Below are 13341 nucleotides of genomic sequence, written 5' to 3' on the forward strand. Positions count from 1 at the left end.
CTTCGATATTTTCATCAGCAACTACATCGTCCGCTTCTGTATACACATCCGCTTCAGCACTTTCTTCAATCAAAGTTGCTTCGATATTTTCATCTGGATTCTCAGATTCTTCCGGCAGATCGATATCTTTTTTCACTTTAGCAACGGTAGCGACGGTCTCATCTTCAGACAAGCGTATCAACCGGACGCCTTGCGTGCTTCTTCCAGTAGTAGAGATATCATTCACATCCATGCGGATCAAAATGCCGTTAATTGTAATAAGCATAATATCTTCTGTGCCGTTTACAGTACGAACAGCAACCAATGGACCATTCTTATCGGTGATTTGGCAAGTTTTGATTCCCATGCCGCCTCTGGATTGAACACGGTACTCGGCTTCTTTTGTTTGTTTACCGTATCCTTTTTCCGTAATGACCAGAATGTTGTCGCCCGGCTCCAGAATTTCCATGCCGACTACATTGTCGCCATCGCGTAAACGGATGCCTCGTACGCCGCTTGCCGTCCGTCCCATGCTGCGAATATCCGTTTCAGGGAATCGAATTAAAGCACCGTCGCGTGTACCAATGACAATCTCTTTGGATCCGTCTGTCAGTTTGACCGAAATCAACTCATCTTCTTCACGCAAGCTGATGGCAATCAAACCGTTTTGACGGATGTTTGCATAATTCGAAACCGGGGTCCGTTTGCTCACCCCTTCACGTGTCGTAAAGAAGAAGAAAGCATCTTCCTTAAATTCTTCGACGCGGATTACGGCTGTAACTTTCTCGTTCTTCTCGATTTCCAGTAAGTTCACTAAAGGAAGGCCTTTAGCTGTCCGTCCGTATTCCGGAATATGGTATCCCTTTTTGCGGTAGACTTTCCCTTTGTTGGTAAAGAACAAGATGGTGTCGTGTGTAGACGTATATAGAAGGTGTTCAACAAAGTCATCTTCGTTGGTTCCCATTCCTTGTACGCCACGGCCACCGCGTTTTTGGCTGCGGTAGGTGTTCGCAGGCAAACGTTTAATATACCCATTGTGAGTCAACGTTAAAACAGAATCTTCCCGAGGAATTAAATCTTCGTCTTCAAACATTTCGGTTCCGCCTGAAGTGATTTCGGTTCTGCGTTTATCGCTGAAGCGCTCTTTTACTTCGAGCAATTCTTCACGGATAATTTCAAGGATGCGGTATTCATTCGCCAAAATTTCACGTAGCTCGTCGATCAGTTTCACCAATCCTTGATATTCTTCTTCAATTTTGTCGCGCTCAAGTCCTGTTAAACGCTGCAAACGCATGTCTAAAATCGCTTGGGATTGGCGTTCCGATAAATTGAAGTTGCTCATCAAGCCATTGCGGGCTTCTTCGGTAGTCTGTGACCCGCGGATCAATGCAATAATGGCATCAATATGGTCTAACGCAATACGCAAACCTTCAAGAATATGTGCGCGGTCTTCCGCTTTTGTCAAATCAAATTGAGTTCTGCGGCGGATGACGACTTTCTGATGTTCTAAGTAATGATAAAGAACTTCTTTCAAGCCAAGAACTTTCGGATGGCCATCGACAAGCGCCAGCATATTGATCCCGAAGCTTGTTTGCATCGCCGTTTGTTTGTATAGATTGTTCAATAGAACACTTGCACTGGCGTCTCTGCGAACTTCAATAACGATGCGCATTCCGTTGCGGTCCGATTCATCGCGCAAATCTGTAATGCCATCAATTTTCTTGTCACGCACAAGTTCCGCAATTTTTTCGATCAAGCGGGCCTTGTTCACCTGGTAAGGAAGTTCGTTTACGATAATGACTTCCTTGCCGTTTGGTTTAGTTTCAATATCAATGACAGAACGGATCATGATTGAACCGCGGCCTGTCTCGTAAGCTCGGCGGATTCCGCTTCGCCCTAGAATGATCCCGCCTGTCGGGAAATCCGGGCCCGGGATGAATTCCATCAATTCTTCCGTTGTAATGGCTGGATTTTCCGCCAATGCCAAGACGCCGTCAATGGTTTCACCTAAGTGATGCGGCGGAATATTGGTTGCCATACCAACAGCAATCCCTGAAGTTCCGTTCACCAATAAATTCGGGAATCGGCTCGGCAAAACAATCGGTTCTTTTTCTTGGCCATCGTAGTTGTCGCGATAGTCAATTGTGTTTTTATTCAAATCACGCAATAATTCCATGGAAATTTTTGACATCTTTGATTCAGTATAACGCATGGCTGCTGCTGCATCCCCGTCCACCGATCCGAAGTTTCCGTGGCCGTCTACCAGCATATAGCGGTAACTGAAATCCTGCGCCATCCGTACCATGGTTTCGTAAACAGCTGTATCTCCGTGAGGATGGTATTTACCAATAACATCTCCGACGATACGCGCTGATTTTTTATAAGCTTTATCTGAAGTAATCCCTAAATCATGCATTGCATAAAGGATGCGGCGATGAACAGGTTTTAGCCCATCTCGCACATCCGGTAAAGCGCGGGAAACGATAACACTCATCGCATAATCCAAGAATGAGGTCCGCATCTCCGTGCTTATATTTATTTCTTCAACACCACTGCTAGGCCGTTCAGCCATATCCGCAGCCTCCTCTCAACTCTACATCACTTAAACGTCCAGGTTTTTCACGTATTTTGCGTTTTCTTCGATAAAGTTCCGGCGTGGTTCAACATCATCGCCCATTAAAGTATGGAACGTTTCATCTGCCACCATAGCATCCGTTAATGTAACTTGAAGCAATGTCCGGACATCCGGATCCATCGTTGTATCCCATAGCTGTTCTGCATTCATTTCTCCAAGCCCTTTATAGCGTTGGACATTCGGTTTCGGCGTGCTTGATAAATTTTCAAGCGCCGTTTTTAGTTGGGCATCAGTATATACATATTCCACATGCTTGCCTTGTTTGATTTGGAATAAAGGCGGCTGAGCGATGTAAATATAGCCCGCTTCAAGCAATGGCCGCATGTAACGGAAGAAGAACGTCAGCAGCAATGTACGGATATGGGCCCCATCGACATCGGCATCGGTCATGATGACGACTTTGTGGTAGCGGGCTTTGTCCAAATTGAATTCTTCTCCGATTCCCGTGCCAAGTGCTGTAATGATATTGCGAATTTCCGCGTTCGTCAGGATTCTGTCCAAACGGGCTTTTTCGACGTTAAGAATTTTTCCGCGCAGAGGCAAAATGGCTTGGAAATGGCGATCTCGCCCTGATTTTGCTGATCCGCCTGCCGAATCGCCCTCTACGATATAAATTTCACTGATTTTCGGATCGCGTGAAGAACAGTCAGCCAATTTACCCGGCAAGCTGGAAACTTCAAGAACCGATTTGCGGCGCGTGAATTCACGTGCTTTTTTAGCCGCCATGCGGGCATGGGAAGCCATGATCCCTTTTTCCACAATTTTGCGCGACACCGACGGATTTTCCAAAAGGAATCGTTCAAAACCGGCTGAGAACAAGTTATTGACGATTGGACTGACTTCCGTATTCCCTAGTTTTGTTTTCGTCTGCCCTTCGAATTGCGGATCTGGGTGTTTAACCGAAATGATCGCCGTCAGTCCTTCACGCACGTCATCTCCTGTCAAATTCGCATCCTGTTCTTTCAACATGCCATTTTTGCGGCCATAATCGTTGATGACACGCGTTAAAGCCGTTTTAAAACCGGATTCGTGCGAGCCGCCTTCATGGGTATTGATATTGTTCGCAAATGAAAAGATATTCGCTGCATATCCAGCGTTGTACTGCATCGCCACTTCAATTGAAATGCCGTCTTTTTCAGACTCTACAAAAATCGCTTCTTCATGAAGCGGATCTTTTGATTTGTTCAGATGCTCCACATACGATTTAATACCGCCTTCGAAATGGTAGACCTTTTCTTTTTCTTCGCCTTCGCGTTCATCGCGGATCACAATCCGCAGACCGCGGTTTAAATAGGCAAGTTCGCGCAAACGGTGATCTAGAATATCAAATTCGAAGACCGTCGTTTCTTTGAAGATTTCCGCATCCGCTTTAAAGCGGATCGTCGTTCCTGTATGTTCAGATTCGCCGATTACTTTTAGTTCTTCCGTAACCGCTCCTCGTTCAAACTTAATGTAATGCTTCTTTTGGTCAAGATTGACATAAACCTCAGTCACTTCAGACAAGGCGTTTACAACTGACGCCCCTACGCCGTGAAGTCCGCCGGACACTTTATATCCGCCGCCGCCGAATTTACCGCCTGCGTGCAAGACCGTCATGATGACTTCGACTGCCGGGCGGCCCATTTTTTCTTGCATGCCGACAGGAATTCCGCGTCCGTTGTCTTCTACACGGATCCAGTTGTCCTGCTCGATCGTTACTTGGATTTCATCGCAGTAGCCGGCTAAAGCTTCGTCTATACTATTGTCCACGATCTCCCAAACCAAATGGTGAAGCCCTTTTGAACTTGTCGAACCGATATACATTCCGGGTCTTTTGCGGACAGCTTCTAATCCTTCAAGAACTTGAATCTGATTTGCATCATAAGATTGTTTAAGTTCATTTTCTTCCATTGCCATTCCGTTCACCTGCTCTTCCCTACAACATTCTATTTCCTAATTGGCGTGCTATAAATTCGTTCGTTAAGACTCTTTAAGATCGCTTGCGCCTTTAAAGGCGAACCATAAACAAAATCGTCAGTGACTACGTATGACTTGACATGCTCTATCGGCACGAGCAGCCGCACAAAAGCGGCCGGCACGTAATTTTCATAATGAATGACAGCGATGATTTCTTTTATCCGGATGCTTTGCTCTTTACTGATTGAAATGTAAATGAGCGTTCACTCCTTAACGGTCCCTTTCGATACTTCGAAAAGCAAGGCATTTTGGATGGTTTCATGATGGATGCCTTCAACGCTGGTCGTGGTAACAAACGTTTGGACCGATCCTTTGATCGTATTCAACAAATGGGATTGGCGGTAATCATCCAGTTCGGACAACACATCATCCAATAACAGGACGGGCGCTTCTCCGACTTCTTGTTTGATCAATTCGATTTCTGCAAGTTTCAGCGATAAGGCTGTTGTCCGCTGCTGGCCTTGAGAGCCATAGGTTTGGACATCGTAGCCATTAACGAAAAACTGCAATTCATCCCGGTGCGGACCGACAAGCGTAGACCCCCGTTCGATTTCCCGTTTTCTTAATTCTGCCAGTTTCTGCTCTAAAAAAGACGCCATTTCTTCAGGCGTCCATTCGGGCTTTAAACCGCTGATCGGTTGATAGCGGATTTGAAGTTGTTCCAGCCCGCGGGAAATGCCGTGATGGATCGGTTCTGCCCATTTTTGCAATAAATCCATGAACTGATACCTTTTTCGGATAATTTTAACGGCAGCTTCAATAAACTGCTCGGTATAGACGTCAAACATCACGTCACTAATCGTTTGTTTGCCGTAATGCTGCTTTAATATATGATTTCTTTGCTTTAAAAGCTTTTGATAAATCAATAGATCATGCAAATAGACAGGAGAAATCTGGCCAATTTCCATATCGATGAATCGCCGCCGTACTTGAGGGCTGCCTTTGACCAAATTGAGATCTTCAGGAGCAAACATGACCACATTCAACTGACCGATATAATCACTAAGCCGCCGCTGCTCTAAATGATTGACTTTCGCCTTTTTGCCTTTTTTTGACAAAGTTATTTCTAAAGGCAATTTCCCGTATTTACGGTGCACATCAGCCTTTATTTTACCATATTCGGCTTCCCAGCGTATCAATTCTTTATCATTTGACGTACGGTGGGACTTTGCCATGGATAAAACATACAGCGATTCCATGATATTGGTTTTTCCTTGGGCATTTTCACCGATGAATACATTAATCTCCGGTGAAAACGACAATTCCAAGTTTTCATAGTTGCGGTAATTTAATAGTTCGAGACGGTCAATCCGCATCGAAGCTCATGCCTTCAGCGACAACGATACGAAACTCCCCAACTTCCGGAATCGCCACGGTGTCTTCTGGACGAAGTTTCCGGCCTCTGCGATCTTCCGCTTCCCCGTTTACAAACACTTCATGTTCACTCAAAAACCACTTGGCCATTCCGCCCGAACTAATGGTGTCGGTCATTTTCAGTAATTGGCCTAATGTGATGTATTCTGTTTCAATTCCGATTTCCTTCAAAATGCACTCATCCTTCGATTCGTAGTCTATCCCTCTATTTTACCCTATTTAGGGTAAAAAGTAAAAAGGATAGCCATATAGGCTATCCTCGAGGGTGCTTTTCAAATTTAATAGGTCCGGACAGGAAGAATCAGCTGCAAAATCGAGTCGTCCAATGCCGATTTCAAAATGAACGGACGCATAGCGCCTGTGAATTGGATCAAGACATCTTGTCCATCGATCGCTTTTAACGCATCCATCATGAATTTCGCGCTGAAAGAGATTTTCAATTCTTCCCCTTCAATATTTTGCGCCTGCAGCTGCTCTTCTACTTTACCGACTTCCGGTGAGTTAGAAGAAACTTCCACTTCATTGCCGGCATTTGTCGAGAAACGGACCACATTATTGCGCTCTTCACGTGCCAATAAAGAAGCACGGTCAATCGCTTGCAACAACGAACGGCCATTTACGACAACTTCCGTTTTGTATTCGGAAGGAATCAGGCGTGAAGTATCCGGATAATTCCCTTCTAACAAGCGGGAGAAAAATAAAATATGTTTGGATTTGAACAGGACTTGCTGGTTGGTCATGACGATTTCGACCGGCTCTGACGTGTCATCAAGGATTTTGTTCAACTCGTTTAAGCTCTTCCCGGGAATAACGACACTGTATTCGCCTTCTGGCAGAGTTTCCAATTTTGTTTTGCGGCGAGCCAAACGGTGGCTGTCGGTTGCTACACAAACCAGTTCCCCGTCTTTTACTACCCAGTGTACGCCTGTCAATACCGGACGCGTTTCAGAACTTGAAACGGCAAAAACTGTTTCTCTATTGATGGTTTTCAACAGATCTGCAGGAATTGAAAACAAACGGTCGTCTTGGATATCCGGCAATTGTGGATAATCCATCGCATCCAGGCCGATCAAATGGAACTCGGATTTGCCAGAACGGATATGCGTTTGGAAATTTCCTGTAATCTCCACTTCGACTTCATTTGTCGGCAGTTTCCGGATGATTTCACCGAATACTTTCGCTTGAAGCACGATACTTCCTCCTTGGGAAACTCCAATGATCTGCTCGCCATCCTCTTCCGCTGGAATAAATGTCTGGATCGTGATGTCTGAATCGCTTCCTGTTAAACGCATCCCTTCTGATGAGACATCCATTTTGATCCCGGTCAAAATCGGAATCGTTGTTTTTGAACTGACTGCTTTCATTACATCATTTAAACCTTCAACTAAACGTTCACGCTTTATCTCAAATTTCATTATGGAACCTCGCTTATATATATATTTTATTTAGATCTTTAAAGTAATAATAGTAGTAGGGGCTGTGAATATGTGGATAACCCTGAAATAGTGAATAAAAGCAGCTTATCCACATGTAGACAGAATGTGCATAAACTGCTTTGTAACTTATCGGGTTATCCACAGGCGGAATCACCCTTTGCCAAGCGCGTTTCGAATTTCTTTTACATCTTGCTGAAGCTGCTGATCGTCCTTTAGCATCGTAGAAATCTTTTCATGCGCATGGATCACCGTCGTATGATCTCGCCCACCGAATTCTTCCCCGATTTTAGGCAGAGAAAAATCGGTCATTTCCCTCGATAAATACATGGCGACTTGGCGTGGATAAGCAATATCTTTTGTCCGGCGCTTCGTTTTAAAATCTTCCAATTTTACGTTGAACTGGCTGCCGACAGCGTTTTGGATGTCCAAAATCGTAATGACTTTCGGTTTTGAGTTCGGCATGATGTCTTTTAAGGCTTCGGCCGCAAGTTCGGCACTCATATCCCGGTTGATCAAGGAAGAATACGCCACTACACGGATCAAAGCCCCTTCCAATTCACGAATATTCGAATCGATCGAGTTAGCAATATAAGTCATCACGTCGTTTGGAATATCCAAACCGTCCGCTTTCGCTTTTTTGCGGAGAATTGCAATGCGCGTCTCCAGATCCGGCGGTGTGATATCGGTAATAAGGCCCCATTCAAAGCGGGATCTAAGCCGATCTTCCAAAGTTGGAATTTCTTTTGGAGGGCGGTCACTTGAGATGATGATTTGCTTGGATTCTTCATGGAGCGTGTTGAACGTATGGAAGAATTCTTCCTGCGTTTGCTCTTTGCCTGCCAAAAATTGAATATCATCGATCAAAAGAATATCGACGCTCCGGTATTTATTGCGGAAATCGACGGTTTGGTTGTCACGGATCGAGTTGATGAACTCATTCGTGAATTTTTCAGATGACAAATAAACCACTTTGGCATCGGGGTTGTGTTCGAGGACGTAATGTCCAATTGCATGCATTAAATGTGTCTTGCCTAGACCTACTCCCCCATAGATAAACAGCGGATTATACGCTTTCGCCGGCGCTTCGGCCACGGCGAGTGATGCAGCGTGGGCAAAGCGGTTCCCGGATCCAATAACAAACGTATCGAATGTGTATTTTGGATTCAGCATGCCAGGAAGAAATTCCTGATGCTCATTCTGGCCGGGTTTAACGCGAGGTGCAGGAAGTTGAAAATCATCCATATCTTGATCTTTGGGCACGACAAATTTTATCAGCAGATCGTCACCAGTAAGGTCTGATAAGATTCCAGTAATTAAATGCACGTAATGGTTTTCCAACCAATCACGTGCAAACGAATTAGGTGCTGAAATTGTGACTGTCTCATTCTGATAAGATAAAAGTTTTGTCGATTTCAACCAAGTTTCAAAACTAGGTTTGGAGATTTTGGTTTCAACTTGGGCTAAGACACTTGACCATAGTTCGTCTAAGTGTTCCAATAGCTCTTCTCCTTTATATGTAAAATATTTTATAAGTATATCATACACAAAACCACAGTCTGTGGATAAACTTTGCAAACAAGCTGTGAAATAACTGTCCACACCTTATGCACAGTTTGTGGATAAGTATTTTGTGAATAAAATTGTCAACAAGTGAAAACAAGTTAATGTTAACAAAAAAACTGAGACATTACAAGAAGTTCTTAAACTTATCCACATTTCTTTTCTTGTGCACACGGAAGCTATCCACACGGGGTTCCTATGTGCAGAAGTTGTAGATAAGGGGTGTGGATAAAAAAATTTCGAGAAAGTTTGATGCACATGGAATTTTTTATTTTGGGAAACGAATGTGGATAACTTCTATAGAGAAAGTGCGAGGCGGATCCTTGTCTTTTTTAATAAGACATTGACATTTCATACAAGAGGGCTTTATAATAGTCAAGACTGTCTTTGAGAAAAGAGTTACTTTTATTCAGGAGGTGTCACTACATGACATTACGCACATACCAACCAAATACACGTAAACACAGCAAAGTACACGGCTTCAGAGCACGTATGAGCACAAAGAACGGACGTAGAGTAATTGCTGCACGCCGTCGCAAAGGAAGAAAAGTACTATCAGCTTAAGTCCACTGACCGCATCAGTGGTCTTTTTTTCTTTTCTGCCGAATTTGAAAAAAGGATTCTAGCGTATATGGAGTGTTCAATGCCGCTCACTGGACGATCACTCCACCTTTTTCTTCAAGAATTGAGCAGAAATGAACCAAAATAAGCAGGTGAAAAGATGAACAAGCAGCAACGTATTAAGAAAAACAAAGAGTTTCAGCAAATTTTTAAAAAAGGGAAGTCTTTTGCGAACCGCCAGTTTATCGTCTATGTCTTGAAAAGTGATCAACCGGAATTTCGCCTAGGCTTATCTGTCAGCAAAAAAGTAGGAAATGCGGTGACAAGAAACCGTATCAAACGCTATATCCGGCAAACTTTCTTGGAATTGAAAGATGAATTAAAGCCGAATACCGATTATGTTATCATCGCCCGGCAACAGGCGGCCGAAATGGATTTTCACGAAAGCAAGAAGAGTTTAGAGCACGTTTTAAAAATTGCACGCGCTTTGCCCAAGAAGTAGAAAGCGTTTACGAATCGATGTTATTATAGAAGTAATCGAAAATTAGTTTGGGGGAAGAAGGTTGAATAAGCGAATAGTCATGCTTATTTCACTGATCGCAGTTGCATTGCTGCTTTCGGGCTGTACCGAATTTGATCAGCCGATCAGTGGAGATAGCGAAGGATTTTGGAATGAATTTATCGTTTGGCCCTTAGTTTCAGTGATTACGTATTTTAAAGGCTTGCTTGGAACTTACGGGCTCGGAATTATTGCTGTGACGATCATTATCCGTTTGGCATTATTGCCGTTGATGGTTAAACAGACAAAAAGTTCAAAACGGATGCAGGAAGTGCAGCCGCAGCTGAAAGCTTTGCAAGAAAAATACAAATCCAAAGATGCAGTAACCCAACAGAAATACCAAAAAGAAATGATGGCGCTGTTCCAGGAAAAAGGCGTCAACCCGATGGCGGGATGTTTGCCGGTATTGATCCAGATGCCAATTTTAATCGGTTTTTACCACGCGATCAGCCGGATGAACAATACACCGTCGATCGATCTCGGGACTTTTCTTATATTCCCGCTTGCAGAACCAAGCATCATCTTGGCAGTGATTGCCGGCCTTATGCAGTTTGTAGTGCTTCGCACAGGCCCTGCGATGGACAATCCGCAAATGAAAATCATGATGTATTTCATGCCAATCATGATTATCGGATTTGGTATCGTCTTGCCATCTGCATTAACGCTTTACTGGGTAATCGGAAATATCATTTCCCTTATCCAAAACATGTTTATTTACCGTCCGTGGGAAAAGAAAGAAGTGCAGCAACCTGTTAAAACGAAAGCAGGAGGGGCTAAAAAGTGAAACAGATCACGCAAACGGGTACAACTGTTGAAAACGCGATCTCAGAAGCATTGAAAAAACTTCAAGCCACACGTGAAGAAGTAAACATCCGCATCATCCAGCAAGAGAAAAAAGGTTTTTTTGGCTTCGGAGCAAAACCTGCAGAGGTGGAAGTCGAAGTTAAGGAAATGGAAGCTGCCCCGGTTGAAGCGGCAGCGCCTGAAACACAAACGCCAGTTGCCGAACCGGAAGAGATTCTGGAGGAACTGGCAGAAGAAGCGCCAACTCCAACAAACGAACGCGCCATTCAAGAAACGAAAGATTATCTCCTAGCGATTGCAAAAGGAATGACGATCGAAGATCTGACCATCACCCATAGCCAAAAAGGCAAACAGGTCCGCTTCTATTTAGAAAGCGAAAAAGTGGCCATGCTGATCGGGAAGCGCGGGAATACCTTAAATTCGCTTCAGCAGCTGGCTCAGCTTGTCGCCAATAAATACTCGAACCAATTCATGATGGTGGAACTGGATGCGGAGAATTATCGTGAGCGGCGCCAGGAAACGCTTGAGCAGCTGGCAGACCGAATGGCGGACAAAGCAATCCGGACAGGAGGGCGCGTTCAATTCGAACCGATGCCTTCCTACGAACGGAAAGTCATACACCAAGCGTTATCCCGGAGAACTGACATTGATACGTATTCTGAAGGAAAAGATCCAAATCGTTATTTAGTAATTGAACCGCTGCGCTAATCAAAACGGTATGCATAAATATGCATGCCGTTTTTTTATGGTTTCTGGCGATAAAACAGCTCTACAAATCTTATGCAAACTCAATAATGGAAATGATGCAGCTGAATGGGCCGATCAGGAGCCGCATCGATCTTTGGGGGCGGAGAATTCTGGTTTTATTGGCCTAAGCATTGTACCTTTCAGATTGGAGCACTTTGTGCTATTGTAATATGTTAGAAAGTCATGTGCTTTTACTGGTTGTCCACATGTGGACAACTTTTTTTTAAGAGTAAAAATAGTTTGAGCTGAAAATGAATTTGTGGATAGATTTTAAGTAGGTCCATGTTAAGCAACAACGTTCGTTGTGCTTTTCATATAGAAGGAGGATTATCATGGAGTTCGATACAATAGCTGCAATCTCTACGCCAAGCGGAGAGGGAGCGATTGCGATCGTCCGTTTAAGCGGGCCGGAAGCAATCCCGATTGCAGACAAGCTATTCCAGGCGCCAAGCGGAAAGAAATTGGCTGAACAAGTTTCCCATACTATCCATTATGGCCATTTAGTAGACCCGTGGACGGAAGAGACCGTAGAAGAAGTCATGCTGTCGTTTATGAAAGCGCCGAAAACGTTCACGCGCGAAGATGTCATCGAGATCAATTGCCATGGCGGCATTGTGTCAGTAAACCGCGTGTTGGCTCTCGTTTTGCGGGCAGGTGCAAGGCTTGCTGAGCCGGGAGAATTTACAAAACGGGCATTCCTAAACGGCCGCATCGATCTGTCTCAGGCAGAAGCGGTGATGGATTTGATCCGGGCGAAGACGGACCGGGCCATGGATGTGGCGCTTAACCAAATGGAAGGCCGCCTGTCGAAGCTGATCGGTACGCTCCGCCAAGCATTGCTAGAATCGATTGCCCAAATGGAAGTAAACATCGATTATCCCGAATATGACGACGTTGAAGAAATGACGCGTCCGATCATGCTCGAAAAATCGATGTGGGTGCGCAGCGAAATTGACAAGCTGCTGCAGACTTCTTCGCAAGGGAAAATTTTGCGGGAAGGGTTGTCGACAGTCATTGTCGGACGGCCGAATGTCGGAAAATCTTCCTTACTCAACAGTTTGGTCCAGGAAAATAAAGCGATTGTCACAGAAATAGCGGGAACTACCCGTGATATAATAGAGGAATACGTAAATGTCCGCGGCGTGCCGCTTCGCCTCGTAGATACAGCAGGGATTCGTGAAACCGAAGATATCGTGGAGCGGATCGGCGTTGAGCGCTCTCGAAAAGTTCTCAAAGAAGCGGATTTGATCCTTTATGTGTTAAATTATTCTGAGCCGCTAACAGCAGAAGATGAACGATTATTCGAAGCGGTAAAAGATATGAATTATATCGTTGTGATCAATAAAACCGATTTGCCGCAGAAAATCGACTTGGAAAAAGTCCAGGCTTTAGCCGGCAGCCGGTTGCTGGTCACCACTTCGTTAATTGAAGAAGAAGGCATTGACCAATTGGAAGAAGCCATTGCCGATTTGTTCTTCGAAGGGGAAATTGAAGCGGGGGATATGACGTATGTCTCGAACGCCCGCCACATTTCGCTGCTCCACCAAGCGCACCAAACCATCTCAGACGCCATTGAAGCGGCCGAAATGGAAGTGCCGGTGGATATGATTCAAATAGACGTCACTCGAACTTGGGAAATCCTTGGGGAAATCATCGGCGATACAGCGGATGACGGACTCCTCAACCAATTATTCTCACAGTTCTGTTTAGGGAAATAAAACTCGAAGGGA

The 13341-nt window shown here is 44.5% G+C and carries 11 protein-coding genes (1 of these 11 cut by a window edge); 5 read left to right on the top strand and 6 right to left on the bottom strand.

Features of this window, described 5'->3' with window-relative positions; translation table 11 throughout:
* The 6 genes from gyrA to dnaA all read right to left on the bottom strand — a co-directional run.
* Nucleotides 1-2551, bottom strand: the 5' portion of a protein-coding gene (gene gyrA / locus BN1080_RS00375) for a DNA gyrase subunit A (protein ID WP_052649551.1). 32 nt of this gene lie to the left of the window's left edge; 2551 of the gene's 2583 nt are visible here — the first part of the coding sequence; the start codon lies at nucleotides 2549-2551; its stop codon lies off the left edge, out of view.
* Between the two features lie 30 nt (nucleotides 2552-2581).
* Nucleotides 2582-4510 carry a DNA topoisomerase (ATP-hydrolyzing) subunit B gene (gene gyrB / locus BN1080_RS00380; RefSeq protein ID WP_052649552.1) on the bottom strand — a complete coding sequence of 643 codons (1929 nt, stop codon included), beginning with the start codon at nucleotides 4508-4510 and terminating at the stop codon, nucleotides 2582-2584.
* Between the two features lie 263 nt (nucleotides 4511-4773).
* Nucleotides 4774-5886 (bottom strand): DNA replication/repair protein RecF, encoded by a 1113-nt coding sequence (gene recF, locus BN1080_RS00385; protein WP_052649553.1) that lies wholly within the window; start codon nucleotides 5884-5886, stop codon nucleotides 4774-4776.
* Nucleotides 5876-6115, bottom strand: coding sequence for a S4 domain-containing protein YaaA (yaaA, locus tag BN1080_RS00390; protein WP_052649554.1), 240 nt, complete (start codon nucleotides 6113-6115; stop codon nucleotides 5876-5878). Before yaaA ends, recF begins: the two co-directional genes overlap by 11 nt.
* 107 nt (nucleotides 6116-6222) lie before the next feature.
* A complete protein-coding gene (gene dnaN, locus BN1080_RS00395; RefSeq protein WP_052649555.1) occupies nucleotides 6223-7359 on the bottom strand; it encodes a DNA polymerase III subunit beta in 1137 nt (378 codons plus the stop codon).
* Nucleotides 7360-7530: 171 nt separating this feature from the next.
* Complete coding sequence (gene dnaA, locus BN1080_RS00400) at nucleotides 7531-8877, bottom strand: chromosomal replication initiator protein DnaA (protein WP_052649556.1); 1347 nt, start codon at nucleotides 8875-8877, stop codon at nucleotides 7531-7533.
* 489 nt (nucleotides 8878-9366) lie between these two features.
* Between dnaA and rpmH the strand changes: the two genes are divergently transcribed.
* The 5 genes from rpmH to mnmE all read left to right on the top strand — a co-directional run bounded on the left by rpmH (nucleotide 9367) and on the right by mnmE (nucleotide 13329).
* The gene (gene rpmH / locus BN1080_RS16900) at nucleotides 9367-9504 is read left to right on the top strand and encodes a 50S ribosomal protein L34 (RefSeq protein WP_006830546.1); all 138 of its coding nucleotides are present in this window, start codon (nucleotides 9367-9369) and stop codon (nucleotides 9502-9504) included.
* A 157-nt stretch (nucleotides 9505-9661) separates the two neighbouring features.
* Nucleotides 9662-10003 carry a ribonuclease P protein component gene (gene rnpA, locus BN1080_RS00405; protein ID WP_052649557.1) on the top strand — a complete coding sequence of 114 codons (342 nt, stop codon included), beginning with the start codon at nucleotides 9662-9664 and terminating at the stop codon, nucleotides 10001-10003.
* Nucleotides 10004-10064: 61 nt separating this feature from the next.
* Nucleotides 10065-10844 carry a membrane protein insertase YidC gene (gene yidC / locus BN1080_RS00410; RefSeq protein WP_052649558.1) on the top strand — a complete coding sequence of 260 codons (780 nt, stop codon included), beginning with the start codon at nucleotides 10065-10067 and terminating at the stop codon, nucleotides 10842-10844.
* Nucleotides 10841-11572, top strand: a complete 732-nt coding sequence (gene jag, locus BN1080_RS00415) for an RNA-binding cell elongation regulator Jag/EloR (protein WP_052649559.1) — start codon at nucleotides 10841-10843, stop codon at nucleotides 11570-11572. Before yidC ends, jag begins: the two co-directional genes overlap by 4 nt.
* A 371-nt stretch (nucleotides 11573-11943) precedes the next feature.
* Nucleotides 11944-13329 (top strand): tRNA uridine-5-carboxymethylaminomethyl(34) synthesis GTPase MnmE, encoded by a 1386-nt coding sequence (gene mnmE, locus BN1080_RS00420; protein WP_052649560.1) that lies wholly within the window; start codon nucleotides 11944-11946, stop codon nucleotides 13327-13329.
* Nucleotides 13330-13341 lie beyond the last annotated feature (12 nt).

The organism is Planococcus massiliensis (genome assembly GCF_000821325.1).
Lineage (GTDB): Bacteria > Bacillota > Bacilli > Bacillales_A > Planococcaceae > Planococcus > Planococcus ruber.